Below are 26153 nucleotides of genomic sequence, written 5' to 3'. Positions count from 1 at the left end.
CGCTCGGCGCCACCGCGGTGGTGGCGCTGGCCCTGCTGGTCGCCGGGGCCGCGGTGCTCTCGCTCCTCCAGTCCAACCTGCTCCGCGAGGTGGAGCTGCGGGCCGAGGTCCGGGCCCGGGACGTCGCCGGGCAGATCGCCACCGACGTCGGCTTCGACGAGCTGTCCTCGGACGGGCCGGTCCAGGTGGTGGACGCCGAGGGCAGGGTCAGGGCCGTCAGCGAGGACCTGGAGTCGCTGACGGGCACCTCGACTGGCGCGGTCGTCCCCGTCCCCGCACCGTCCCCCACGCCGACACCGTCCCCGGGCGCCGGGAGCCCCACCGCGTCCCCGCCCGGCGGCGACCGGGACGAGGACGACGGCGACGACGAGGACGACGGCGACGACGAGGACGACGGCGACGACGAGAACGGCGACGACGACGAGGGTGACGACCGCTCCGGCATCGGGGTGGCGGGCCCCGGGGCGGTGGCGGGCATCGGCCCGGGCGAGGTCGGCGACCGGATCGACTTCCGGGACGGCACGGCCGTGGTGGACGGCGAGGAGCGGGACTACCGCTTCGCCGTCGCGACGGCGAGGACCCCGCGGGGCGAGGCGCTCACGGTGTACGCGGGAGCCGAGCTGGCCGTCGAGCAGGCTGCCGTCGGTACGGTCCGCACGGCGCTGCTGATCGGGTCGCCGATGCTGCTGCTCGTGGTGGCCGGCACCACCTGGCGGGTGACGCGGCGCGCGCTGCGCCCGGTGGAGGGGATCCGGCAGGAGATGGCCGAGATCACCCGCTCCGCCGACCTCTCCCGGCGGGTGCCGGAACCGGCCGCCGCCGACGAGGTGGGCAGGCTGGCCCGCACCACGAACGAGACGCTGGGTGTCCTGGAGGCCTCGGTCGAGCACCAGCGACGGTTCGTCGCCGACGCCTCGCACGAACTGCGCAGTCCGATCGCCTCGCTCCGCACCCAGTTGGAGGTCGGGGCGGCGCACCCCGAGCTGCTGGATGTCCCCGGGGCGGTGCAGGACACCGTCCGCCTCCAGGTCCTGGCGGCCGACCTGCTTCTCCTCGCCCGGCTGGATGCCGGCGAGGGCACCGCGGACCGGAGGGTGGAGCTGTCCGCCCTGGTCGGCGAGGAGGCGGCCCGCCGCGGTACGGACCGGGTCCCGGTGACGACGGCTCCGCTGGCGGCCGCGGAGACGACCGGCTCGTCCGGGCAGCTCGCCAGGGTGCTGGCGAACCTGCTGGACAACGCGCAGCGCCACGCGCAGAGCCGGGTGCGGATCTCGGTGCGCGGTCCGGCCGGGGGCCGGGTGGTGCTGGAGGTCGCCGACGACGGGGCCGGGGTGCCCGAGGAGGAGTGGGAGCGGATCTTCGAGCGGTTCGTGCGGCTGGACGACGCGCGGAGCCGGGACGACGGCGGTGCGGGGCTGGGGCTGGCGATCGCCCGCGAGGTGGCACGGCGGCACGGCGGCGAGCTGCGGGTCGGCCGTGCGCCGGAGGGCGGGGCCCTGTTCGTGCTGAGCCTGCCCGCCGCGGGCCGGGGCGGCGGGTCGCCGGAGCCGGGCGGCGCGGCGGGCGGGCCGGGCCCGGGGTGAGGCATGTGTCCGCCTCCCCGGTGCCGTCTGCCCGGGGTCCGCGCTCCCCGGGCAGGGCCGCGGGTCAGACGCGGCCGCGCTGGACGCGCAGATGGTCGGCGATCGGGGCGAGGGAGGCGCGCAGCTCCTCGAGCGCCTGCGGGGTCAGCATGTCGATGAAGTGCCGACGGACCGAGGCCACGTGGTGCGGGGCGATCTCCCGCATGGTGGTCCAGCCGTGCTCGGTCAGGACGGCGAACAGCCCCCGCTTGTCGGTGTCGCAGTGCTCCCGGCGGACCAGCCCGGCGTTCTCCATCCGGGTGATCTGGTGGGACAGGCGGCTCTTGGACTGGAGCGTGGCGCCGGCCAGGTCGCTCATCCGCATGCGGTGTTCGTCCGACTCCGAGAGGTTCACCAGGATCTCGTAGTCGTTCATGGTCAGCCCGTAGGGGTGCAGGTCCCTCTCCATCTGGTGCATCAGCAGGCGGTTGACGTCCAGGTGGGTGCGCCAGGCCCTTTGTTCGGTGTCGGTGAGCCAGCGGGTGCCCTCATCGGTGTCCATGGCACCGACTTTACCGAGCCCACGAGGGTGACCCGCCGGGCACTCCCTGTTGCTGCGGCACGTGGGCGGACTGCTGCTCGGCGAGCAGGTGCTCGGAGGACTGGAGCAGTACCGTGCCCGCTCCGGTGAACTCGAACTGGTGCTCCTCGCCGGAGGCGCCGCCGAGGCCGGTGAGGGCCCGCACGCCGCCGAGCACGCCGCGCAGGTACTGGTGGTCGTAGTGGTGGCAGGGGGACGGGCAGTCCGCCCAGCCGACCAGTGCCTGCGGGTCCACCCGGATCGGCGGTTCGACGAAGTGCACGGGCCCGTTGGAGGCGGCGACGAAGGTGCCGGTGCCGATCAGAGTGAGGAAGCCCGGGATGATCGACTGCTTCAGCGACAGGCCCGGATCGAAGGCGAGCAGGTTGCCGGACCTGATGGTGAGGTTGCCGTCGTCGAGGTCGTAGGAGTTGATGTCGAAGGCGCGGTCGGCGAGGAGCAACTTGCCCTTGCCCTGGGCGACCACCCAGCCGGCCGCGTGCAGCGGCGAGTGGAAGCTGCTCGCGACGAGTGCGTCGAGCGGTCCGTGGCCGACGCCGTTGAAGGTGATCTGCCCGTAGTAGGCGATCATCTTGCCCTTCTGGAGGAACCACTCGCCGTCCAGGGCCACGCTGAACGCGTAGGAGTTGGCGTTGTCGTTGTCCGGCAGGGTGTGGGAGTCGAAGACGACGGGAGCGTTCACGGGTCACTGCCTCCGGGCTTCACGAGGAACGGTGTGCTTCGGGCGGCCGCGGGGCGCGGCCGCCGGGTGGCGGCTCACAGCTTCTCCTCGCTGGCCTGTACGTAGACGGTGCCCTGCCCGGAGAGCTCCAGCTGGAACGCCTCGCCCGAGCCGCGGCCCACCATGTCCCGCCAGCCCAGGGCGCTGGAGAGCCGGTTGCGCAGGGTGCCGCGGTGGCCGACGTAGGCCTGCGGATCGACGTGCACCGGCCGGTTCGGGCCCACCGCGAGCTCCATGACGTCGCCGTGCGCGAGGACGGCGACCGACCCCCGGCCCTCCAGCGTGGTGGTGAAGAGCCCCTGCCCGGTGGCCTGGCCGCGGACCATCCCCCTCACCCCGCCCTGGGAGCCGAGGAAGACGGTGCCCTGCTGCAGCGAGCCCTCGAAGGCCAGCAGCCGGTCGGACTCGACGTGGAGCATGTCTCCGGCCAGGTCGATGAGGTGCACCTCGTGGCCGCCGTGGCCGAACATGACGGTGCCGTGGCCCTCGACCGTCATCAGCGGGGCGGCCTCGCCCCTGACCCTGCGGCCGATCGCGGACATCACGCCGCCCTGCCCGCCCATCAGGTCGGGGGTGAACGCGACCTCGCCGCGGTGGGCCAGCATCGCGCCGCGCTGGCTGTACACCCGCTGTCCGGGGACCACCTGCGCCTCGATCATCTTGGAGGTGATCCTGGTGAACGGCATCAGACCTGCCCTCCGACGGTGTTGCGCTCGCTGGGCTGCACGTAGACGAGCCCCTCGCCCTCGAAGCGGATCTGGAACGCCTCGCCCGAGCCCTCGCCGACGAAGGTGCGGAAGGTCACCCCGCTCTGGAACTGCTGGGTGAGCCGTCCGGTGTGCGCGACGTACGCGCCCGGGTCGACCTGGAGCGGGGCCTGCGCGGTCACCCGCAGGGCCAGGGCCGGGCCGGCGGACGTGATCGCCGCGGTACCGGTGCCCTCCACCGTGGTGGTGAAGAGACCGTTGCCCTGGGAGGCGCCGCGCAGCCCGGTGAAGGTGGTCCCGGTGCGCAGCCCGCCGTCGGTGCAGAGCAGGTTGCTCGCCTCCACGTGCAGTGTGTCGCCGGACACGGCCACCAGGCTGATGTCGCTCGCCCGGTCGGCCAGGTAGCAGGTTCCGTGCCCTTTCACCTCCATGACCTCCATCTGCTCACCGGTGAGGCGCCGGGTGACCATGCCGCGCAGGCCGTCCCCGCCGCCGGTCAGCTTCCTGAAGGCCATCTCGCCCTCGTAGGCGACCATCGACCCGTTCTTCGCCCGGACGGAGTCACCGGCGAGATCGACGGCGAGCACCTTGCTGCCCTTGCTGCCCTGAAATCTGAAGTCCGCCACGGCACCGAACTTACCCCGGTCGGGTGATTCCCCGGGAGGCTGCCACAATGGCGGTGCTTGTGCATTCCTTCACACATCCGAGGATGTCGTTGTGGACCTAAAGACCGCTTCCGCCCTCCGCCGGCTGCGGCTGATCTCCGCTCCCGAGGCCGTCTCCTTCCTGCTGCTGCTCGTCTGCTCGGTGCTGAAGCGCACGACCGAGTTCAACGCCGTGCCGGTGGTCGGCATGATCCACGGTGTGCTCTTCGTGCTCTACGTGTTGTTCTGGGCGGACGCGTGGAACCGTGCGAAGTGGCCGCTGCCGCGTGCCGCGCTGTACTTCGCGCTGTCCGTCGTGCCCGCCGGTGGCTTCTTCGCCGAGCGCATGCTCCGGCGCGAGTCGGAGTCCGGCGTGATCGCCGCCAGGGCGCGCCAGGAGGGCGTGGTGAGGTCGTGATCGTCGCCTTCTCCGTCACTCCGCTCGGCGTCGGCGAGGACGTGGCCGACCACGTCGCCGAGGCGGTCCGCGTGGTGCGCGAGTCCGGGCTGCCGCACCGCACGGACGCGATGTTCACCTCTCTGGAAGGCGGCTGGGAGGAGTGCATGGACGTGGTCCGCCGGGCGGTGGCCGCCGTCGAGGAACGGGCGCCGCGGGTCTCCCTCGTCCTGAAGGCGGACATCCGACCGGGAGTCACGGATGGACTAAGCAGCAAGGTCGAGGCCGTGGAGCGCCGACTCGCCTGACACCTGGTGATCGGGCCGTCCACGGCGCCGTGTTGCGTCCGTTCGGGGTCCCTCTCCGGTCGACACGGAGCGATATGTCATTTCTGCTGTGACATATCTGCTTTGTCCGACTGAGTGGAGGGACCCGTGCGGCCGGTGGCTTACGACTACGAGACCTACAGCCGTCTCGCCGGACCGCTCACCGAGCCGGACCAGCAGCCCTACCGAGTCCAGTACCGCAGCCTGCTCTCCACCGAGCCCCACCGGGTGCGCGCCGCGGTGCTGATGACCGCGGCGCCGCTGCTCTCAATGGTGCTGCTGCTCTGGCTGGTCTGGCCGACGCACTGGACGGACCGCTCCGGCGCCCCGGTCTGGCTGCTCGCCGCCGACTGGGTGATGCTCGCCTGCATCGGGCTGATCGAGCTCTTCCGGCTGGTGAACGTCGTCTCGGTGGCACACGCCACCATGGTCGCCAGGGACCCGGTGCCGGTACGGCCCGAACAGGGCACCCGGGTGGCCTTCCTGACCACCTACGTGCCGGGCAAGGAACCCCTCGGGATGGTCCGGGCGACCCTGGAGGCCGCCGTCGGGATTCGGCACGACGGCACGATGCACGTCTGGCTCCTCGACGAGGGGGACGACGCCTCGGCCCGGGCGCTCTGCGCGGAACTGGGCGTGCACCACTTCACCCGCCACGAGGTGCCGGAGTGGAACCGCGAGAGCGGCGTGCACCGCACCCGCTCCAAGCACGGCAACTACAACGCCTGGCTGGCTGCCCACGGCGGCGGCTACGACTTCTTCGCCTCGGTGGACACCGACCACGTCCCGCTGCCCGGCTACCTGGAGCGGATGCTCGGCTACTTCCGCGACCCGGACGTCGCCTTCGTCGTCGGCCCGCAGGTCTACGGCAACTACACCACCGCGGTCACCAAGTCCGCCGAGAGCCAGCAGTTCCTCTTCCACGCGCTGATCCAGCGGGCCGGCAACCGGTACGGCTCGCCCATGTTCGTCGGTACCAACAACGCCGTCCGGATCAGCGCCGTCCGCCAGATCGGCGGGCTGGTGGACTCGATCACCGAGGACATGGCCACCGGCTTCGAACTGCACCGCACCCGCAACCGGGCCACCGGCAACCGCTGGCGGTCCGTCTACACCCCGGACGTGCTGGCCGTCGGTGAGGGCCCGGAGTGCTGGACCGACTTCTTCAGCCAGCAGATGCGCTGGTCGCGCGGGACCTACGAGACCGTGCTCCGGCAGTACTGGCGCGGGCCGCACCGCTTCTCGCCGGGCACGCTCCTCAACTACTCGCTGATGCTCGTCTACTACCCGATGAGCGCCGTCACCTGGATGCTCGGCGCCTTGAGCTGCACGCTGTTCCTCTGGCTCGGCGCCTCGGGAACCCAGGTGTCCGCCGGCGTGTGGCTGATGCTCTACAGCGACGTCGCCGCCCTGCAGATCGGGCTGTACCTGTGGAACCGGCGGCACAACGTCTCGCCGCACGAGCCCGAGGGCTCCGGCGGCGTGGCCGGCATGGCCATGTCGGCCATCTGCGCGCCGATCTACGCCCGTTCGCTGGTCGCCGCCGTGTTCCGTCGGGCCTGCCGGTTCGTCGTCACCCCCAAGGGTGGCACCGCCAGTCCGGACCGGCTGAGCACCTTCCGCATCCACCTGTTCTGGATCGGGGCACTGGGCAGCGGCCTGGTCGCCTCGTTCGCCCTGGGCCACACCCACGTGGCCATGCGGACCTGGACCGTGCTGGCGCTGGTGATCTCACTGGCTCCGGTCACGATCTGGGGCTGCACCGAGTTCCGTGCCAGGCGCCGCGACCGGGTGCCGCGCACCGAACCGGAACCCACCCTCGCCGTCACCTCCAGCGGGAGCTGATCCATGCCGTACCGCCCCAGCACGCGCCTCAAGAAGACCCTGATGGGAACGGGTGTCACCCTCGTGCTCGCCGGGCTCAACGCCCCGGCCACGCTGGGCTTCGCCAAGGAGAAGATCCACGACTACCGAATAGCGCAGCCCGGCTACCGGGCCCAGTACGGTTCCTGGCAGGTGGTGGACCCGCCCCAGGAGTACCGGACCAACTCGATCCACGCCGCGCTGCTCCGGACCGGCAAGGTGCTGCTCATCGCCGGTTCCGGCAACGACGAGGAGCAGTTCGACGCGGGCACCTTCAACACCGTGCTCTGGGACCCCGCGGACAACTCCTTCTCCCGCATAGCCACCCCCGAGGACCTCTTCTGCGCCGGGCACTCGCAACTGGCCGACGGCAACCTCCTGGTGGCCGGTGGCACCGCCCGGTACGAGAAGCTCGGCGGGCAGGTCGAGCGGGCCGGCGGCGGCATGATCGTGAAGAACGAGAACCCCGACCGGCCGCACACCTTCCCCGAGGGCACCCGCTTCCGCTCCCCGGCCGGTGTCGAGTACACCTCCGCCTTCCCCGCACTGGTGCCGCGGGCCACCAAGACCAGCGACGAGGAGACCGGCGAGGTGACCGTCACCGCCGGTGAGACCCGGGTCTTCGTGGAGGCGGTGGAGAAGGGCGACGGCGCGGTGTCCGACGAGCCCGCGCAGTACGAGATCCTCGGCCTCAGAGGGAAGAACGCCGACAACCTCTACGGGCTCGCCGAGAAGCTCACCCTCGACAATCAGGACTTCCAGGGCATCAAGGAGTCCTACGAGTTCGACCCGGTCGCCGAGAAGTACCTGCCCGTGGACCCGATGGCCGAGGCGCGCTGGTACCCGACGCTCGTCACCCTCCCGGACGGCAAGGTGCTCTCCGTCTCCGGCCTCGACGAGATCGGGGAGGTCCTCCAGGGGCAGAACGAGATCTACGACCCGGAGACGAAGAAGTGGAGCGAGGGCCCGACCCGCTACTTCCCGACCTACCCGTCGCTCTTCCTCACCGAGGGCGGGAAGCTCTTCTACTCCGGCTCCAACGCCGGCTACGGGCCGGCGGACAAGGGCCGGGACCCGGGGATCTGGGACCTGGCCAAGAACACCTTCGACAAGATCGACGGGATGACCGACACCGACCAGCTGGAGACCTCCAGCTCGCTCCTGCTGCCGCCCGCTCAGGACCAGAAGGTGATGGTGCTCGGCGGTGGAGGAGTCGGCGAGTCCGAGAAGTCGACCGCCCGGACGGCCGTCGTCGACCTGAACGAGGAAAACCCTGCCTTCCGGAACGGCCCCCCGCTGCCGCAGGGCACGCGGTACCTCAACAGCGTGATCCTGCCGGACGACACCGTGTTCACCACGGGCGGTTCGGAGAACTACCGGGGACGCAGCGACAGCGACATCCTCAAGGCGCAGTTCTACGACCCCGAGCGCAACGAGTTCCGCCCGGCCGCCGACCCGGAGGTGCCGCGCAACTACCACGCGGAGGCGCTGCTCCTCCCGGACGGCCGGGTCGCGACGTTCGGCTCCGACCCGCTGTTCGGCGACAAGGCGAACACCCGGCTGGGCACCTTCGAGAAGCGGATCGAGATCTACACCCCGCCGTACCTGGAGGGGGAGCGCGGCGAGAACCGGCCGGTGATCGGTGACGGGCCGGACCAGCTGCGGCGCGGAGGGGAGGCCGTCTACGCCACCGAGCAGGCCGGCCGGGTCGCCGGCGCCCGGCTGATGCGGCCCAGCGCGGTCACCCACGTGACGGACGTCGAGCAGCGCTCGATCGAGCTGGACGTCCGGCGGGGCGACGGGCAGGTGACGGTCGGCGTCCCGGAGGACCGCTCGCTCACCCCGCCCGGCTGGTACATGCTCTTCCTCCTCGACGAGGAGGGCACGCCCTCGGAGGCGAAGTGGGTGCGGCTGTCCTGACCCGGCGCCCCGGCGCCGCTGCGTACTCCGGCGGTCCGGCGGTCCCTCGCGGGCCGCCGGACCGCCGACGTGTGGGACCGCGCCGGGTCAGCGGAGGTCGTTGCGGGCCAGACCGAGCGCGTACCCCGGCCGCCACTCGCCGGCCTGCGGACCGCCCCGGGACTCCCCGTCGGACTTCGCTGGGGCGCTTGACCCGCAGATACGCGTCCACCAGCCGCTTCGCCGGTCCGGGTGGTCGGCGCCGCTACCAGCGCCCGTCCCGGTGGGTTGCACCACCCGTCCCCGCGCCCGGTCAGCGGACCGTTGCCGTTGTGGCTGGTGTCGACCACGTCGTGCTTGCCGCCCCGTGCCGCCGACAGCCGGTTCCCGCAGGCCACCACCGTGGCGTCCGGCTGGAAACTGCTCACGTTGAGGGCGAAGCCGTCCGCCCGGGCCACGCCGGACCGGGTGAGCGGCTCCGCCAGCTCTCCCGGGCCGCTGATCTGGCTCGGGTTCCCCGCGCCGAGATACGTCTTCGTGTGCGGCTGGGCCCTCAGCCGGTCCACCGCCGCGGAGAGCAGCCACTGCCGCTCGGCCGCGTACCCGGCGGGAGTGCAGTTGTCGACGAGGTGCGGCGATGCGCCCGCCAGGCTCGCACGTCGGTCGCCAGGAGCGGCGGCGGGACATGGTCCGGCCGCCCGGATCGGCCAAACTTCGAGACGGGGCTGACCGGCATGTGGCCGGCCGGTATGGTCGGCGCCGTGCCGAAGCCGCTCAGTCTCCCGTTCGACCCGATCGCGCGCGCCGACGAACTCTGGAAGCAGCGATGGGGGCCGGCGCCCTCGATGGGCGCCATCACCTCCATCATGCGTGCCCATCAGATCCTGCTGTCCAAGGTCGACGCCGTGGTCAAGCCGTACGGCCTCACCTTCGCCCGGTACGAGGCCCTCGTGCTGCTCACCTTCGCCAAGGCGGGCGAGCTGCCCATGTCGAAGATCGGCGAGCGGCTGATGGTCCACCCCACCTCGGTGACGAACACGGTGGACCGGCTGGTGCGCTCCGGGCTGGTCGCCAAGCACCCCAACCCGAACGACGGGCGCGGGACCCTCGCGGTCATCACGGACCGGGGCCGCGAGGTGTGCGAGGACGCCACCCGGGACCTGATGGCGGTCGACTTCGGTCTCGACGTCTACGACGCGGAGGAGTGCCGGGAGATCTTCGCCCTGCTGCGGCCCCTGCGGGTGGCCGCCGAGGACTTCCGGGAGGGCTGAACGCCGGGCCCGGGGCGCCGGTGGGGTGCGACGGCGGTCCGGTTACGCTCGTGAGCCATGAAGTCCAATGTGCTCACCCGGTACCGGGTGATGGCTTACGTGACCGCCGTGTGGCTGCTCGTGTTCACCGGGTTCATCGTCTCCAAGTACGCGTTCGGGGTCGGGGACACCACGGTCGTCTCGCAGATCCACGGCGTCCTCTTCATCGTCTACGTGGTCTTCGCCTTCGATCTGGGCTCCAAGGCGCGTTGGCCGTTCGGCAAGCTGCTGTGGGTGCTGGCCGCCGGCTGCATCCCGGTCGCCGCCTTCTTCGTGGAGCGCAGGATCTCGGCCGAGGTCAAGCCGCTGGTCGAGCACGACGAGCACGACGAGCCCGCCCAGACCTGACGTCCGCGGACTCCGGTCCGCACGGCCGGGGCCCGCGCGCCGGGGCCCCGGCCGTGCGGGGCAGACCTGCCCCCCTGGTAAATAGTTGGACGTCCTAGTAAATTCGGGGGTATGGACGCTGACGCCATCGCAGAGGGCCGCCGACGGTGGCAGGCCCGGTACGACGCCGCACGCAAGCGGGACGCCGACTTCACCACGCTGAGCGGTGATCCGGTCGAGCCGGTCTACGGTCCGCGCCCCGGCGACACCTACGAGGGCTTCGAGCGGATCGGCTGGCCGGGGGAGTACCCGTTCACCCGGGGTCTGCACCCCACCGGATACCGGGGGCGCACCTGGACGATCCGCCAGTTCGCGGGCTTCGGCAACGCCGCGCAGACCAACGAGCGCTACAAGATGATCCTGGAGGCGGGCGGCGGCGGCCTGTCGGTCGCCTTCGACATGCCGACCCTGATGGGCCGTGACTCCGACGACCCGCGCGCGCTGGGCGAGGTCGGGCACTGCGGAGTCGCCATCGACTCGGCCGCCGACATGGAGGCGCTCTTCGCGGGCATCCCGCTGGGCGAGGTCACCACCTCCATGACCATCAGCGGCCCCGCGGTCCCGGTCTTCTGCATGTACCTGGTCGCCGCCGAACGGCAGGGCGTCGACCCGGCCGTGCTGAACGGCACCCTCCAGACCGACATCTTCAAGGAGTACATCGCTCAGAAGGAGTGGCTCTTCCAGCCCGAGCCGCACCTGCGGCTGATCGGCGACCTGATGGAGCACTGCGCCCGGGGCATCCCGGCGTACAAGCCGCTCTCCGTCTCCGGCTACCACATCAGGGAGGCCGGCTCCACGGCCGCCCAGGAGCTGGCCTACACGCTTGCCGACGGCTTCGGCTACGTCGAGCTGGGCCTCAGCCGCGGCCTCTCGGTGGACGAGTTCGCGTCCGGCCTCTCCTTCTTCTTCGACGCCCACCTCGACTTCTTCGAGGAGATCGCGAAGTTCCGCGCAGCCCGGCGGATCTGGGCCCGCTGGATGCGCGAGGTCTACGGCGCGAAGAGCGACAAGGCCCAGTGGCTGCGCTTCCACACCCAGACGGCCGGGGTCTCGCTGACCGCGCAGCAGCCGTACAACAACGTGGTGCGCACCGCCGTCGAGGCGCTGTCCGCCGTCCTGGGCGGCACCAACTCGCTGCACACCAACGCCCTTGACGAGACCCTCGCCCTGCCCTCCGAGCAGGCCGCCGAGATCGCGCTGCGCACCCAGCAGGTGCTGATGGAGGAGACGGGGATCACCAACGTCGCCGACCCGCTCGGCGGCTCCTGGTATGTCGAGCAGCTCACCGACCGGATCGAGGCGGACGCCGAGCGGATCTTCGAGCAGATCAGGGAACGCGGCGCCCGGGCGCAACCGGACGGCCGCCACCCGATCGGGCCGATCACCTCCGGCATCCTGCGAGGCATCGAGGACGGCTGGTTCACCGGCGAGATCGCCGAGGCCGCCTTCCAGTACCAGCGGGCGCTGGAGAAGGACGAGAAGCGGGTGGTGGGCGTCAACTGCCACACCGGCTCGGTCACCGGCGACCTGGAGATCCTGCGGGTGAGCCACGAGGTCGAGCGGGATCAGGTGCAGGCGCTGGGCGCGCGCCGGGCCTACCGTGACGACGCCGCGGTGCGCGCGGGTCTGACGAGGCTCGTCGAGGCGGCCCGGGACGACTCGAACATGATCGAGCCGATGCTGGCGGCGGTACGTGCGGAGGCGACGCTGGGCGAGATCTGCGACGCGCTCCGGGACGAATGGGGTGTCTACACCGAGCCGCCCGGCTTCTGACCGCCGCCCCCGCCCTCGCTGCCGTCCCCGTCGTCCCGGTCGCTGTCCCCGCCGTCCCCGTCGTCGGGGACGCGGTCGTGGTCCGGCGGGGCGGGGCGCGGTGGCGGGGCGGAGAGGGCGGGCAGTCCGCCGAGCAGCAGGGTGGCGAAGCGGCGGGTCCAGTCCTCGTCCACGGAGCGGGCGCTCACCAGTGAGCGGTGCACGACCGCCCCGGCGATCACGTCGAAGATGAGGTCCACCGTCCGCGCCGCCTCCTGCGGGTCCCCCGTGTCGGGTGGCAGCTCGCCGCGCTGCTGGGCCCGTCGCCGTCCGGTGAGCACCAGCCGCTTCTGCCGGTCGACAATCGCCACCCGGATCCGCTGCCGCAGGGCGGGGTCGGCGGTGGCCTCCGCGACCACCGCCATCAGCGAGGTCTTGGTCTCCGGGCGGGCCAGCAGTGCCGCGAAGGAGAGCACCACGCCTTCCACGTCGCTGCGCAGGCTCCCCTGGTCGGGCAATTCGAGCGCGTCGAAGAGGACGGCGACGGCGTCCACGACGAGTTCGCTCTTGCCGGGCCAGCGGCGGTAGAGCGTGGTCCTCGCCACGCCGGCCCGCACCGCGATGTCCGCCAGGGACAGCTTGGACCAGCCGATCTCCACCAGTGCCGAGCGAGTGGCGTCGAGGATCGCCGCATCGGCGGCGGCGCTGCGGGGGCGTGCCATCCGGGTGACTGTAGCCGGGATTCCGGGTTACGCTACGACACGTATCGGAATCACGCCGGAGGACGCCGGTGACCATGGCACCGATGCGGCAACCACAGGCCGGGTGGGGACCCGGCACACAACACCGCGCGGAGGGGGGAGACTGGTCCCATGCAGCCACGCAATATGTCCATGAGCGGAGTGGTCGACCTCGCCGCGGTGAAGGCGGCCGGGGAGGCCAAGCAGAAGGCGGAGGAGACCCGCGCCCAGCGGGCCGCCTCCGGTGATGAAGGAGGGGGCGTCGCCCTCTCCGGCCTGGTGATCGACGTCGACGAGGCCGGTTTCGAGCAGGACGTGCTCCAGCGCTCCGCCGAGGTGCCCGTCGTCATCGACTTCTGGGCGGAGTGGTGCGAGCCCTGCAAGCAGCTCGGGCCCGCACTGGAGCGCCTGACCCAGGAGTACGCGGGCCGGGTGCTGCTCGCCCGGATCGATGTCGATCACAACCAGGCGCTGTTCCAGCAGTTCGGTGTCCAGGGGATTCCCGCGGTCTTCGCGGTGATCGCGGGGCAGGCGCTGCCGCTGTTCCAGGGGGCCGCGCCCGAGGCGCAGATCCGCCAGGTCTTCGACCAGCTCGTTCAGGTCGCCGAGGAGCGCTACGGCATCGTCGGCATCCCGGTGGACCCGGACGCCGAGGCCCCGGAGCCGCAGGCCGCACCCGAGCCGCCGGAGGACCCGGCGCTCGCCGCCGCCCACGCGGCGCTGGACGCGGGGGATCTCGGCGGTGCCGTGCAGGCGTACCGCAACGTGCTGTCCGACAACCCCGCCAACGAGGAGGCCAGGCTCGGTCTCGCCCAGGCGGAGCTGCTCGACCGCGTGCAGGGCCTGGACGCCGCGCGGGTCCGCCAGGAGGCGGCCGACGCCCCGGCGGACGTTCCGGCGCAGCTCCGTGCCGCCGACCTGGACCTGGTCGGCGGCCATGTCGAGGACGCCTTCCTGCGGCTGATCGACGTGGTCCGGCGGACGGCGGGGGACGACCGGGAGAAGGCGCGGTTGCGCCTCCTGGAGCTGTTCGAGGTGATCGGCCCGGAGGACCCGCGAGTCGTGGCGGCCCGCGGTTCACTCGCCCGGGTGCTCTTCTGACCCCGGCCCCCTCCCGGGCTCCTTCGGGGACGGCCGCCTCCCGGACGGTCGCTTGACATGACGAATAACAGCGGCCGCGTTTTGCCAAAACTTGGCAATCGCGGCCGCTGCTACTTGCGGTAAGTGACCGCTTCCCCCTTCCTCCCCGGTCGTACCGGTTTGGTCCGCTTCCGGGGCGACCCCGGGCCGTCACGGCGGGTAGGCATGCGCCGACGCGCCTCGTGTCGCGGTCACCTTCTCGTTACTCGCAAGTAATGAACCCCTTGTGCCACCCGGGGTGGATGCAGCACGATCAGGCTCGCTCGGTCCTTTTCCGCCGCCCGGCAACCAGTCGGCGTCCAGCGGGACGGGAACCCCACCGGGCGACCCGGAGAGCACGCGTTCCCCGGTTCATCGGGCAGGGGGGTACTCGTCGCGGCGAGGCCTGTCCAGCCGGTCGCGCGAGAGCGCGGTCAGTGGTTGTCGCTCGGAGGTGATCGCCGGCAGTCCGGACGTGCTCTGCTCGTCCCGCGCGCTGGCGGCGCTCTCCCTTCCCGAGGACGTAGCACTTCTCCCATCCCCGCTCCGGTCGGTTCACCTCACACCCGCCCCGGGCCGGAGATGTACGTCCGAGAAGGAGGAAGTCATGGAGTCAGTGGCTCGTGGCGGAACCAGATGGAAGCGGTTCGCCGTCGTCATGGTTCCGAGTGTGGCCGCGACCGCGGCAGTGGGCATCGCTGTCGCCCAGGGGGCGTTGGCCGCGTCGTTCAGCGTCTCGGGCCAGCAGGCCAAGGTGGCCGTCGACCGGCTCGACGGCACCGGGTTCGTCCAGTACGGAGCCATCGAGAAGCAGCACGGGGGGAAGACCATCCCGGTCGCCGTGTCGGCGTTCCGGGATGCCGAGATCACCAACCTCTGCCAGTCGGTGGTCGTCCCGGTGCCCGGTTTCGGCGACGTGTCACTGATGCTGAAGGCGGGGCAGGGCAGCACGAAGGTCGAGGCGAAGAACCTCTACATCGACCTCGACCAGCTCGACGCGGACGCCACCTTCCGCAACATCGACATCGGTGTCGCGGCCGGGGACTCCTCGAAGGGCCCCGGGGTCAAGGAGGGCGACCAGACACTGCCCGGGTCGTTCGCCCAGCAGGCCGACTCGGCCACGCTGCTCAACGTCCGCCAGCGGGCCTGGGCCACCAGCGCGGGCACCTTCAAGCTCTCCGGTCTCAAGCTCAACGTGACCAAGGGCAAGAACGAGTGCTTCTGACGCATTGACGGGGGGAGCGGGGCGGGTCTCCGCTCCCCCGCGAAGCACACGGGGAACACCACACGAACAGTTCGGTCCGAGGGAGCTGCTGCATGAGTGCCGAGTCGCTGGGAGCGCGTGCGCGCGTCGGCCACTGGCGTGTCACCTTCCGCCACTGGCGCTGGCAGCGCCCGTTCTGGTCGGGGCTGCTGACACTGCTGGCCGGAATCCCCATCGTCTACATCCCGTACGCCGACCCCTCCCTGGAGGAGCTGTCCTTCCGGCTGGCCACCACCACCGGCTCCGGCTCGCTGATCATCGGCGTGCTGCTGGTCGTGCTGGGCCTGACCCAGTGGTTCCAGCCGCACGGCCGGGTCTTCGCCGGAGTGGCGGCGATCCTGCTGGCACTGGTCTCCCTGGTGGTCTCCAACTTCGGCGGGTACCTGATCGGTTTCCTGCTGGCCCTGATCGGCGGCGCCCTCGGCACCGCCTGGGCGCCCGGCACCCCTGGAGGCGGGCCGGCCCCGGTCTCGGCGCGCGCCGGCCTCGGTGCGGGGACCCGTCCGCTGCCCGGCTCGTTCGAGGGTCCCGGCCCGGTGACGCGGTTCGGGCCTGGCTCCGCCGATGAAACCGCCGGGCCCGGGGGCGCCGGTTCCGAGGGCACCGCGCCGGACGCGGAGCCCGGGTACGCCGGCCCGCGGACATCCGGCGGCCGGCCGACCGAACCCGCCGGGACGGCGGACGGCGAGCCGGGCCGGGTGGGCGGAGGAAGCCGTGCCGGGTGACCAGCGCCCCCGAACCGGGCCGCGGCACGCGGCGCCCCGCAAAACGCTGCTGACCCGACTGCACGTGCCGAGCGGACGGGCCGTCACGCTCGCCGCGATGCCGTCCGCGATGCTGGTGGGCATCGGGCTGATGCCGCAACTGGCCGCCGCCAAGCCCGTCCCGGACATCCCGTTCCGGGAGGGCCCCTGCGTCTCGGCCGCCGACAGGGACGCCGAGGAGGACGCCGAAGCCGGGCGCCCCGACGGCGGCGGCGACGAGGACGCAGGGGAGTCCGCGGACCCCTCATCCGAGGGCGACGACCCCTCGGACGGGGACGCCCGGGACGCCCCCTTTGGACCCGAGCCGTCGGACGGTGCGGACGCCCCCTCCGACGGAGGCGGGCAGGAGGACTCCGGCGGAGGGACCGGGCCGTCCCCTCGCCCGTCGAAGTCCGGGCCCTCCGGCTCCGAGGCCTCCGGCCCCGGCGGGGAGCCGGACGCCTCGCCGGGGCCCTCGGGGCCCTCGGAGTCGCGCGATCCGCTCGGCCCGCTGGGCCTCGGGGACGCTCTCCGGGACCTGCTGACCCCGGGGGACCGGGGCGGGCAGGACGCCGAGGGCTCCGCGGACGGTGGGGAGGGCGCGGACGTCCCCGACGGCGCGGACGTCCCCGACAGCGGCTCCTCCGCGGACGCGGAGCGGGACGGCGGGGCGGCCGAGGACGGGGGCACCGGCCGGGCCGCGGGTGACTCCGGAAGCGGGGCCGAGGACGGCGTAGGCGGTGCCGAGGAGCCCGCACCGGGGACCGGCGGCACCGGTGAGACCGCGCCGGGGGGTGGTGGCGCCGAAACCCCGCAGCAGGACGCGCAGGAGCCCGGGGACGCCGGTGCGTCCGAGGACGCCGGGGACGCCGAGGGGGCGGAGGGCGACGGCAAGGAGCCCTACCCCTGCCCGGACTTCGACGCGGAGGCGTTCGAAGGCGCCGGGTCCGAGGAGACGGCCGCGCTGGTCCCGGACACGCCGTGGCGGCTGGAGTCCTCGAAGCTCACCCTGGTCGGGCTCAGGTACCACGGCATCGTCCAGGTGCGGACCTGGAACGGCACCGAGAAGCGGGTCCTGAAGTTCACCTCGGAGTCGGTGGACATCAAGGACCTGCACCAACTGGTCGACGGGCCCGGCGGCACCACCCAGCACGTCGAGGCCGAGGAGGGCAGTACGTCCACCATCCGCGGCGGCACGGTGACGATGTACACCGAGCAGCTGACGGGCTCTCTGTTCGGGCTGATACCGATCACCTTCAGCCCGCGCACCCCGCCCCCGCTGGACGTGCCGTTCGCCTTCTTCACCGGCGTCGAGGTCGTCCAGGCCGGGCAGTTCGGCGGCACCCTGACGATCCCGGGCATGAGCATCAGCAACAGCGGGTGATGACCCCTGCCGGCGGCGGACAGCACCGGCACCGGCGAAGGGGCCCGGGGGCTTCCCCCGGGCCCCTTCGCCACGAGGGCGCCGCGTCCGTGCTGCCCTGGTCAGCCGTCCTGACCGAGGTGGAGCACCCGCACCATGTTGGTGGTGCCCACCACGCCGGGGGGCGAGCCGGCCGTCATGATCATGGTGTCGTTCTTGTTCCAGCGCTGGAGCTTCAGCAGCTCCTTGTCGACCAGGTCGACCATCGCGTCGGTGTTCTGCGCGTGCGGAACCACGAAGGTCTCCACGCCCCAGGTCAGGGTGAGCTGGTTGCGGGTGAGCGGGTCCTCGGTGAAGGCCAGGATCGACTGCTGCGTGCGGTAGCGGGAGAGCCGCCGCGCGGTGTCGCCGGACTCGGTGAACGCGACGAGCGCCTCCGCGCCGAGGAAGTCCGCCATCTCGCACGCGGCACGGGCCACCGACCCCCCCTGGGTACGTGGCTTCTTGCCCGGCACCAGCGGCTGCAGTCCGCGCGAGAGCAGCTCCTTCTCGGCCGCCTCGACGATCTTCGACATCGTCTTGACCGTCTCGATCGGGTACTGGCCGACCGAGGACTCCGCGGAGAGCATCACCGCGTCGGTGCCGTCCAGGATCGCGTTGGCCACGTCGGAGGCCTCGGCGCGGGTCGGCCGCGAGTTGGTGATCATCGACTCCATCATCTGGGTCGCCACGATCACCGGCTTGGCGTTGCGGCGGCAGAGCTCGATCAGCCGCTTCTGTACCATCGGCACCTGCTCCAGCGGGTACTCCACGGCCAGGTCCCCGCGGGCGACCATCACGCCGTCGAAGGCGAGGACGATCTCCTCCATGTTGTCGACCGCCTGGGGCTTCTCCACCTTGGCGATGACCGGTACCCGGCGGCCGACCTCGTCCATCACCCGGTGCACGTCGCGCACGTCCGCGGCGTTCCGCACGAAGGACAGCGCCACCATGTCGCAGCCCATGGCCAGGGCGAACTTCAGGTCGTCGACGTCCTTCTCGGACAGCGCGGGCACGTTCACCGCCGCGCCGGGGAGGTTGATGCCCTTGTGGTCGGAGATGACCCCGCCCTCGATGACGATGGTCCGCACCTGCGGGCCGTCCACCTCGACCACCTGGAGCGCGACGTTGCCGTCGTTGATCAGGATCGGGTCGCCCTTGGCGACGTCCCCGGCCAGGCCCTTGTAGGTGGTGCCGCAGATGGCCCGGTCGCCGGCGACGTCCTCGGTGGTGATGGTGAACTCCTCACCGCGGACCAGTTCCACCGGTCCCTCGGCGAAGGTCTCCAGCCGGATCTTCGGACCCTGGAGATCGGCCAGAACGCCGACGGCACGCCCCGTCTCCTCGGCGGCCTTGCGGAGGCGGCCGTACCGTTCCTCGTGCTCGGGCTGACTGCCGTGGCTCATGTTGAAACGGGCCACGTTCATACCGGCCTTGATCAGCGTCTTGAGCTGATCGGAGGAGTCGACGGCGGGGCCCAGGGTGCAGACGATTTTCGAACGGCGCATGAAAACGATCCTATCGGGTTTGTTCAGACGCAAAACGTACTGGGGTGACGCGGCTCACCGGTCAGGAGGCGACCAGGGCGTAGGCCTGCGCGGCGATCTCCAACTCCTCGTCGGTCGGCACCACCGCCACGGCGACCCGGGCGTACTCCGGGGAGATCAGCCGGGCCTCCTCGGAGACCGTCTCGTTGAGACCGGCGTCCACCGCCAGGCCCAGTTCCGCCAGCCCCTCCACGGCGGCCTGCCGCACCGGCGCGGAGTTCTCCCCGACGCCCGCGGTGAAGGCCACCGCGTCCACCCGGCCCAGCACCGCGCTGTAGGCGCCGATGTACTTCTTCAGCCGGTGGACGTAGATGTCGAACGCCAGCCGGGCCCGCTCGTCACCCTCGCCGATCCGGCGGACGATCTCCCTCATGTCGTTGTCCCCGCACAGCCCGACCAGGCCGCTGCGCTTGTTCAGCAGGGTGTCGATCTCGTCCGTCGACATCCCGGCGACCCGCCCGAGGTGGAAGACCACGGCCGGGTCCACGTCGCCGGAGCGGGTGCCCATGACCAGGCCCTCCAGCGGGGTCAGCCCCATGGAGGTGTCCACGCAGACGCCCCCGCGGACCGCGGAGGCCGAGGCGCCGTTGCCCAGGTGCAGCACGATGACGTTCACCTCGGCCGGTTCACGGTGCAGCAGCGCAGCGGTCCGCCGGGAGGCGTAGGAGTGCGAGGTGCCGTGGAACCCGTAGCGGCGGACCCGGTGCGCGTCGGCGGTCTCGACGTCGATGGCGTAGCGGGCGGCGTGCTCCGGCATCGTGGTGTGGAAGGCGGTGTCGAAGACCGCCACCTGCGGCACGTCCGGGTTGAGCTGGCGTGCGGTCCGGATGCCGCTGAGGTTCACCGGGTTGTGCAGCGGTGCCACCGGGACGAGCCGTTCGATCTCGGCCAGCACGGCGTCGTCCACCACGGTCGGCTCGGTGAACTGCTGCCCGCCGTGCACCACCCGGTGCCCGATCGCGGCCAGCTCCGGGGAGTCCAGCCCGATCCCGTCGGCGGCCAGCTCCTCGGCGACCGCCTTCAGCGCCGCCTCGTGGTCCGGTACCGGTTCCGAGCGCTCCCGCCGGTCGCCGTCCCCGGGGAGGTGCACCACCCGTCCGGTCTCCTCGCCGATGCGTTCCACCAGGCCCTCGGCGAGCCGGGCCCGGTCCCGCATCTCCAGCAGCTGGTACTTCACCGAGGACGATCCGGAGTTGATGACGAGTACGTGCGTGCCTGGCATGCTCAGGCGCCCCTTTCCTGGGCCTGGATGGCGGTGATCGCCACGGTGTTCACGATGTCCTGGACCAGCGCGCCCCGCGAGAGGTCGTTGACCGGCTTGCGGAGCCCCTGGAGGACCGGGCCGACGGCTACCGCGCCGGCCGAGCGCTGGACGGCCTTGTAGGTGTTGTTGCCGGTGTTCAGATCGGGGAAGACGAGCACGCTGGCCCGTCCGGCCACCTTCGAGTCCGGCAGCTTCGTCGCCGCGACGGACGGCTCCACCGCTGCGTCGTACTGGATCGGGCCGTCCACCAGCAGGTCGGGCCGGCGCGCGCGGACCAGCTCGGTGGCCCGCCGGACCTTGTCGACGTCCGCGCCAGAACCCGAGGAGCCGGTCGAGTAGGAGAGCATCGCGATCCGCGGCTCGACCCCGAACCGCGCGGCGGTGGTGGCCGACTGGACGGCGATGTCGGCGAGCTGCTCGGCGTCCGGGTCCGGGTTGACCGCGCAGTCGCCGTAGACCAGCACCCGGTCGGCCAGGCACATGAAGAACACCGAGGAGACGATCGACGCGTCCGGCTTGGTCTTGATGATCTCGAACGCCGGCCGGATGGTCGCCGCGGTGGAGTGCTCCGCGCCGGAGACCATGCCGTCCGCGATGCCCTCCTGCACCATCAGGGTGCCGAAGTAGGACACGTCGGCCACCACGTCGTGCGCCAGCTCGTAGGTGACGCCGCGGTGCGCCCGCAGGCGCGCGTACAGCTCGGCGAACCGCTCGCGCAGCGGCGAGGTCGCCGGGTCGACGACCCGGACGGTGGCGCCGGTGCCCTCCGGGATCTCGTCCGGTGCCAGCAGGTCGAGGTGCACTCCCAGGTCCGCGGCCCGCCGACGGACGCGGGCGTCCTCGCCGAGCAGCGTGAGATCGCAGATGTTGCGCCGCAGCAGCACCTCGGCCGCCCGCAGCACCCGTTCCTCGGTCCCCTCCGGCAGCACCACGTGGCGCCGGGCCGCGCGCGACCGCTCGACCAGCTCGTGCTCGAACATCATCGGGGTGACCCGGCCGGTGCGCACCACCGACAGCCGCTCGCTCAACAGTCCGGTGTCGACGTGCGCCTCGAACAGGCCCAGCGCGATCTCGGCCTTGCGCGGGTTGGCGGCGTTCAGCTTGCCCCGGAGGGTGAACAGCTCGCCCGCGGTCGGGAACGATCCGCCCGGCACCGCCAGCACCGGGGTGCCCGGAGCGAGGCGGGTGGCCAGCCGCATCGTCTCCGCACCGGGCCGCTCGTCCAGGGTGAGCAGCACACCGGCGATCGGTGGGGCTCCGGCGGAGTGCGCGGCCAGCGCGCCGATGATCAGATCGGCCCGGTCTCCCGGTGTCACCACCAGACAGCCCTCGGTGAGCGCGGGGAGGAACGTCGGCAGCATCGCGCCGCCGAACACGAAGTCCCGGCAGTCGCGGGCCAGCCCCGCCGGATCGCCCAGCAGTATGTCCGCCCCCAGCTCGTCCACGATCTGCTGGACGGTGGGCGCGGAGAGCGCGGGCTCCTCCGGCAGGACGTATACCGGCTCCGGCAGGTGCCGACCCAGTGCCCGCGCCGCCTCGACGGTGTGCCCGTCCCGCACCCGGTTGACGACGGTGGCGATCACCTCGCAGCCCAGCGAGGTGAAGGCGTGGTGCGCGTTGCGCACCTCCGCGACCACCACGTCCGCACTGCGGTCGAGGCCGGCCACGACGGGCAGGACGGCGGCGCCCAGCTCGTTCGCCAGCCGGGCGTTGAGCGCCAGCTCGGCCGGCAGCCCGGTGTCCGCGTAGTCGGTGCCCAGCACCAGCACCGTCTCGTAGTCGGCGGCGAGCCGGTGGAAGCGGTCCACCAGCACCGACACCAGCTCGTCGGTGCCCTGCTCGGCCTGGAGCGCGGCGGCCTCGTCGTATCCCAGGCCCACCATGGCGCCACGCGGCTGGGCCAGCCGGTAGCGGCTGCGCAGCAGGTCGAGCACCGGGTCCGGGCCGTCGTGGGCGAGTGGCCGGAAGACACCCACCCGGTCGACGCGTCGGGTCAGCAGCTCCATGACTCCCAGCTCGACCACCTGCCGGCCGTCGCCCCGGCCGATGCCGGTTACGTACACGCTGCGTGTCACGCGTGTGCCCGCCTTTCGTTCCTCGTCCGCGCCCGTCGTCTGTCCTGCGTCCTGCGTCCTGCGGCTGTCGTCCTGCCTGCCGCGACTGCCGCCCTACGTGCCCCGACCGTCGTCCTGCGTGCCGCGCACCGCGTTCCCGGTCCGCCGGTCCCGGGAGGGGCGGTGGCCGTCCGCGGCGCCGGTCCTCCGATTCCCGTGCCGCTGCCCGGGTACGCGCCCTGCTGCCGGGCGCCGACGCCGCCGCCCGGCTCCCGGGTGCCCCGGAGAGCGGCACGGAAATCAGCCCGGTCCGCACTCTTGACAGTACCCGCGACCCTGGATACGCGGTGCGGGGCGCCAGTGGACGGTCGGTACTGGCCGTGTTCAAGACATGAAACAATCCCCCCGCCCAGTCGGAACGTCCCCGATCAGGAGTAGCGATCAGCATGCGTATCGGAGTCCTCACCGCCGGGGGCGACTGCCCCGGCCTGAACGCCGTCATCCGATCGGTCGTCCACCGTGCGGTCGTGGACCGGGGGGACGAGGTCATCGGTTTCGAGGACGGGTTCAAGGGGCTGCTCGACGGCCGGTACCGCGAGCTGGACCTGAACTCGGTCAGCGGCATCCTGGCCCGCGGCGGCACCATCCTCGGTTCGGCGCGGCTGGAGCGCGACCGGCTCCGCGAGGCGTGCGACAACAGCGAGGAGCTGATGGGCCGGCTCGGGATCGACGCGCTCGTCCCGATCGGCGGCGAGGGCACCCTGACGGCCGCCACCATGCTCTCCGAGGCGGGACTGCCGGTCGTCGGGGTGCCGAAGACGATCGACAACGACATCTCCGCCACCGACCGCACCTTCGGCTTCGACACCGCCGTCGGTGTCGCCACCGAGGCGATGGACCGGCTGAAGACCACCGCCGAGTCGCACCAGCGGGTCATGGTCGTCGAGGTCATGGGACGGCACGCCGGCTGGATCGCGCTGGAGGCCGGCATGGCCGGCGGCGCGCACGGCATCTGCCTCCCGGAGCGCCCGTTCGAGATCGACGACCTGTGCAAGATGGTCGAGGAGCGCTTCTCCCGCGGGAAGAAGTTCGCGGTGATCTGCGTCGCCGAGGGCGCCCGGCCCACCGAGGGCTCGATGTCCTACGAGAAGGGCATCATCGACCAGTACGGCCACGAGCGCTTCATCGGCATCGGCAACCGGCTGGCCGGCGAGGTCGAGCGGCGGGTCGGCACCGAGGCCCGCCCGGTCATCCTCGGCCACGTCCAGCGCGGCGGCACCCCCACCGCCTACGACCGGGTGCTCGCCACCCGCTTCGGCTGGCACGCCGTCGAGGCGGCGCACCGCGGCGACTTCGGCCGGATGACGGCGCTGCGCGGCACCGACATCGAGATGGTGCCGCTCGCGGACGCGACTCGCGAGCTGAAGACCGTCCCGCAGTACCGGATGGACGAGACCGAGGCCGTCTTCTGACGGTCCCGCCCCGGGCCCGCGGCCCGGGAAGCGCCTCCGGCACTCAGGCGCCGGTGCGGCTGCCCCAGTGGTACAGGTGCTCGGGGCGGCCCTGGCCCCCGTAGCGCAGTGCCCGGTCCACCAGACCGCGCTCCGCGAGGTGCTCCAGATAGCGCCGGGCCGTCACCCGGGAGGCGCCGATGAGGTCGCCGACCCGGCTGGCGGACAACCCCTTGGGCGCCGCCTGCCGCAGGTGGTCGACGACCGCCTCCAGGGTCCGGTTGCTCATGCCCTTCGGCAGCGGGCCGCCGACACTGCCGCGCAGCGCGGCGAAGGCCCGGTCCACGTCCTGCTGCGCGGTGGCGTCGCCGTGGAGCACGAGGTGGCGCCGGTAGTCGGCGTAGCGCTCCAGTTTGTCGCGGAACGCCGCGAAGGTGAACGGCTTCAGCAGGTACTGCACCACGCCGTGCGCCACCACCGAGCGGACGATGTCCACGTCGCGCGCCGAGGTCACCGCGATCACGTCGGTGAAGTCGCCGCGGGCCCGCAGGGCCCGGCAGACGTCCAGACCGTTCATGTCCGGGAGGTAGAAGTCCAGCAGGATCAGGTCCACCGGCTGCCGCTCCAGGAAGTCGGGGACGGCCGCGCCCCGGTGCACCACCCCGGCCACCGCGAAACCCGGCACCCGCGCCGTGAACTGGGCGTGGGCGTCGGCGATGCGGGGGTCGTCCTCGACCACCAGTGTCTCGATCATCAGCGGGTCAGCTCTCCGGTCCACCTCGGTGCGGGCGCAGCCGCACGGTGAAGACGGCTCCGTCCTCGTCCGACACGTCGACGTCGCCGCCGTGGCGGTTGATCACCTGCTGCACCAGGGCCAGGCCGAGGCCCCGGCCCTGGGCGGACTCGGCCTGCTTCGTCGACCAGCCGCGGGTGAACATCGCGTTCAGCCGGCTGCTGTCCACACCTTGCCCCGAATCCGCCACGCGCACCAGCAGCACACCGTCGGAATCCGTGCGGACCGTCACCGCCACCCGGCGCGGCGGGTCGCCCGCGAGGGACGCGTCAATCGCGTTGTCCACCAGGTTGCCGACCAGGGTTACCAGGTCCCGCGCGGCGAACACGGTCTCGGCGACGGCGGTGTCCTCGGTGACGGTCAGCTCCACGCCCTTCTCTGCCGCCTGCGCGGCCTTGCCGAGCAGCAGAGCCGCCAGCGCGGGCTCCTCCACCTCGTCGGTCAGCCGGTCGGCGAGCTGCTGGGCGCTGGCCAGCCCCTCGGTTGCGAACTCCACGGCCTCGGCGGGACGGCCCAGCTCGATCAGGGTCACCACGGTGTGCAGCCGGTTCGAGGACTCGTGGGCCTGCGAGCGCAACGCCTCGGCGAACCCCCGGACCGAGTCCAGCTCACCCGCCAGTGCCTCCAGGTCCGTGTGGTCGCGCAGGGTGGTGACCGCGCCGAGCGGCCGCCCGTCCTTCGCGATGCGCTCCTGGTTGACCACCAGCACCCGGTCGCCGTACACGCACAGCTCGTCGTGCACCGGCTCGCCGGAGGCCAGCACGGTCCCCAGCGGGTCGTCGAGGTCCAGTTCCCGCACCGCGCGGCCCTCCGGGTGCGGCGGCAGTCCCAGCAACCGGGCCGCCTCGTGGTTGACGAGCGTCAGCCGGCCCTGCCGGTCCACGATGAGCAGCCCCTCGTGGACGTTGCGCAGCACGGCGTCGTGGCTCTCGTAGAGCCGGCTGATCTCGGCCGCGCCCAGCCCCAGCGTCTGCCGCCGCAGCCGCCGGCTGATCGCCCAGGATCCGGTCGCCGCCAGCACCAGCGCGCCGGTGGAGGTCAGTGCCACCGGTGCCAGCCGTCGCCGCACCTCGTCCCCGATCTGCTCCTGGAGGATGCCGATGGCGACCAGGCCGAGGACCCGGCCGTTCGACGCCTCGACCGGGGCGACCGCGCGGGCGGAGGGGCCGAGGGTCCCCTCGTACGTCTCGGTGAACGTCTCGCCGCGCAGGGCCGGGCGGATGGTGCCGATGAACCTCTCGCCCAGCTCGTCCGGGTTCGGGTGCGAGTAGCGGGTCCGGTCGGTGCCCATGAAGACGACGAAGTCGGTGCCGGTGGCCTCGCGGACGGCTTCGGCCAGCGGTTGGAGCACGGCCGAGGGTTTCTCTTCGGAGTAGGTGCGCTGCACCTCGGGCAGCTCGGCCAGCCCCGCCGCGAGGGTCCGCACCCGCCGCTCCGCGTCGGACTGGCTGTCGCGCCGCGCCTCCAGGACCACCAGCAGGGCTCCGGACCCGACCAGCAGCAGGATCACCGCGAGCTGAAGCACGAAGAGTTGCCGCGCCAGGCTCAGCCGATAGTGCATGGCAGGGATTCTCGCAGGTCAGGGCCGGAGCCGTGGAAGACCGCCC

General features: G+C 72.1%; 22 protein-coding genes and 2 pseudogenes. 13 read left to right on the top strand and 11 right to left on the bottom strand.

Going from position 1 to position 26153, the window contains the following annotated elements; translation table 11 throughout:
* Positions 1-17 precede the first annotated feature (17 nt).
* Positions 18-1583, top strand: a complete 1566-nt coding sequence (locus H300_RS24680; RefSeq protein ID WP_486583541.1) for a sensor histidine kinase — start codon at positions 18-20, stop codon at positions 1581-1583.
* A 64-nt stretch (positions 1584-1647) separates the two neighbouring features.
* Here the strand turns inward: H300_RS24680 and H300_RS0103240 are convergent, their stop codons facing one another.
* The 4 genes from H300_RS0103240 to H300_RS0103225 form a co-directional block, all read right to left on the bottom strand.
* Positions 1648-2124, bottom strand: a complete 477-nt coding sequence (locus H300_RS0103240; RefSeq protein ID WP_028426286.1) for a MarR family transcriptional regulator — start codon at positions 2122-2124, stop codon at positions 1648-1650.
* A 10-nt stretch (positions 2125-2134) separates the two neighbouring features.
* A complete protein-coding gene (locus H300_RS0103235; RefSeq protein ID WP_028426285.1) occupies positions 2135-2845 on the bottom strand; it encodes an AIM24 family protein in 711 nt (236 codons plus the stop codon).
* 74 nt (positions 2846-2919) lie between these two features.
* Positions 2920-3570, bottom strand: coding sequence for an AIM24 family protein (locus H300_RS0103230; RefSeq protein WP_028426284.1), 651 nt, complete (start codon positions 3568-3570; stop codon positions 2920-2922).
* Positions 3570-4217, bottom strand: a complete 648-nt coding sequence (locus tag H300_RS0103225; protein WP_028426283.1) for an AIM24 family protein — start codon at positions 4215-4217, stop codon at positions 3570-3572. Before H300_RS0103225 ends, H300_RS0103230 begins: the two co-directional genes overlap by 1 nt.
* 91 nt (positions 4218-4308) lie before the next feature.
* On the opposite strand from H300_RS0103225, the gene H300_RS0103220 reads away from it, so the two are divergent.
* The 4 genes from H300_RS0103220 to glxA all read left to right on the top strand — a co-directional run bounded on the left by H300_RS0103220 (position 4309) and on the right by glxA (position 8741).
* Positions 4309-4653: a DUF3817 domain-containing protein gene (locus H300_RS0103220; protein WP_028426282.1), complete on the top strand. Its 345-nt coding sequence runs from the start codon at positions 4309-4311 to the stop codon at positions 4651-4653.
* The gene (locus tag H300_RS0103215; RefSeq protein WP_028426281.1) at positions 4650-4940 is read left to right on the top strand and encodes an MTH1187 family thiamine-binding protein; all 291 of its coding nucleotides are present in this window, start codon (positions 4650-4652) and stop codon (positions 4938-4940) included. The genes H300_RS0103220 and H300_RS0103215 overlap by 4 nt, the downstream gene beginning before the upstream one ends.
* Before the next feature lie 126 nt (positions 4941-5066).
* A complete protein-coding gene (locus H300_RS24675) occupies positions 5067-6803 on the top strand; it encodes a glycosyltransferase family 2 protein (protein WP_051269381.1) in 1737 nt (578 codons plus the stop codon).
* A gap of 3 nt (positions 6804-6806) precedes the next feature.
* A complete protein-coding gene (gene glxA, locus H300_RS0103205; RefSeq protein ID WP_028426280.1) occupies positions 6807-8741 on the top strand; it encodes a radical copper oxidase GlxA in 1935 nt (644 codons plus the stop codon).
* 87 nt (positions 8742-8828) lie between these two features.
* Here the strand turns inward: glxA and H300_RS29750 are convergent.
* A pseudogene (locus tag H300_RS29750) lies at positions 8829-9400 on the bottom strand (glycoside hydrolase family 6 protein); the annotation flags it as partial.
* An 81-nt stretch (positions 9401-9481) separates the two neighbouring features.
* Between H300_RS29750 and H300_RS0103200 the strand changes: the two are divergent.
* From H300_RS0103200 to icmA, 3 genes are all read left to right on the top strand, one after another.
* A complete protein-coding gene (locus H300_RS0103200; RefSeq protein WP_028426279.1) occupies positions 9482-9991 on the top strand; it encodes a MarR family transcriptional regulator in 510 nt (169 codons plus the stop codon).
* A 57-nt stretch (positions 9992-10048) separates the two neighbouring features.
* The gene (locus H300_RS0103195) at positions 10049-10378 is read left to right on the top strand and encodes a DUF3817 domain-containing protein (protein WP_051269379.1); all 330 of its coding nucleotides are present in this window, start codon (positions 10049-10051) and stop codon (positions 10376-10378) included.
* Between the two features lie 111 nt (positions 10379-10489).
* On the top strand, positions 10490-12190 hold the full coding sequence (icmA, locus tag H300_RS0103190) for a coenzyme B12-dependent isobutyryl-CoA mutase large subunit (protein WP_028426277.1): 1701 nt from the start codon (positions 10490-10492) through the stop codon (positions 12188-12190).
* A 112-nt stretch (positions 12191-12302) separates the two neighbouring features.
* Here icmA and H300_RS24670 read toward each other — a convergent pair.
* A pseudogene (locus tag H300_RS24670) lies at positions 12303-12891 on the bottom strand (TetR/AcrR family transcriptional regulator); the annotation flags it as partial.
* Positions 12892-13041: 150 nt separating this feature from the next.
* On the opposite strand from H300_RS24670, the gene H300_RS0103180 reads away from it, so the two are divergent.
* From H300_RS0103180 to H300_RS24660, 4 genes are all read left to right on the top strand, one after another.
* Positions 13042-14010, top strand: a complete 969-nt coding sequence (locus H300_RS0103180) for a tetratricopeptide repeat protein (RefSeq protein WP_028426276.1) — start codon at positions 13042-13044, stop codon at positions 14008-14010.
* Positions 14011-14635: 625 nt separating this feature from the next.
* The gene (locus H300_RS0103175) at positions 14636-15253 is read left to right on the top strand and encodes a DUF6230 family protein (protein WP_028426275.1); all 618 of its coding nucleotides are present in this window, start codon (positions 14636-14638) and stop codon (positions 15251-15253) included.
* A 92-nt stretch (positions 15254-15345) separates the two neighbouring features.
* A complete protein-coding gene (locus H300_RS24665; RefSeq protein WP_078515676.1) occupies positions 15346-16017 on the top strand; it encodes a DUF6114 domain-containing protein in 672 nt (223 codons plus the stop codon).
* On the top strand, positions 16007-17419 hold the full coding sequence (locus tag H300_RS24660; protein ID WP_037978946.1) for an ICP22 family protein: 1413 nt from the start codon (positions 16007-16009) through the stop codon (positions 17417-17419). The genes H300_RS24665 and H300_RS24660 overlap by 11 nt, the downstream gene beginning before the upstream one ends.
* A 101-nt stretch (positions 17420-17520) precedes the next feature.
* Here the strand turns inward: H300_RS24660 and pyk are convergent, their stop codons facing one another.
* The 3 genes from pyk to pta form a co-directional block, all read right to left on the bottom strand.
* On the bottom strand, positions 17521-18945 hold the full coding sequence (pyk, locus tag H300_RS0103160; protein WP_028426274.1) for a pyruvate kinase: 1425 nt from the start codon (positions 18943-18945) through the stop codon (positions 17521-17523).
* Positions 18946-19006: 61 nt separating this feature from the next.
* Complete coding sequence (locus tag H300_RS0103155; protein WP_028426273.1) at positions 19007-20206, bottom strand: acetate kinase; 1200 nt, start codon at positions 20204-20206, stop codon at positions 19007-19009.
* 2 nt (positions 20207-20208) lie between these two features.
* The gene (gene pta, locus H300_RS0103150; RefSeq protein WP_028426272.1) at positions 20209-22323 is read right to left on the bottom strand and encodes a phosphate acetyltransferase; all 2115 of its coding nucleotides are present in this window, start codon (positions 22321-22323) and stop codon (positions 20209-20211) included.
* A 425-nt stretch (positions 22324-22748) separates the two neighbouring features.
* On the opposite strand from pta, the gene H300_RS0103145 reads away from it, so the two are divergent.
* On the top strand, positions 22749-23774 hold the full coding sequence (locus H300_RS0103145) for an ATP-dependent 6-phosphofructokinase (RefSeq protein ID WP_028426271.1): 1026 nt from the start codon (positions 22749-22751) through the stop codon (positions 23772-23774).
* Between the two features lie 43 nt (positions 23775-23817).
* Here the strand turns inward: H300_RS0103145 and H300_RS0103140 are convergent, their stop codons facing one another.
* Both H300_RS0103140 and H300_RS0103135 read right to left on the bottom strand, forming a co-directional pair.
* On the bottom strand, positions 23818-24507 hold the full coding sequence (locus H300_RS0103140) for a response regulator (protein WP_028426270.1): 690 nt from the start codon (positions 24505-24507) through the stop codon (positions 23818-23820).
* Between the two features lie 7 nt (positions 24508-24514).
* A complete protein-coding gene (locus H300_RS0103135) occupies positions 24515-26107 on the bottom strand; it encodes a sensor histidine kinase (protein ID WP_028426269.1) in 1593 nt (530 codons plus the stop codon).
* Positions 26108-26153: the final 46 nt, after the last annotated feature.

The organism is Streptomyces sp. TAA040 (assembly GCF_000424845.1).
Note: the sequence above shows the minus strand (reverse complement) of the source record. Positions and strands in the feature narration are given on the sequence as shown.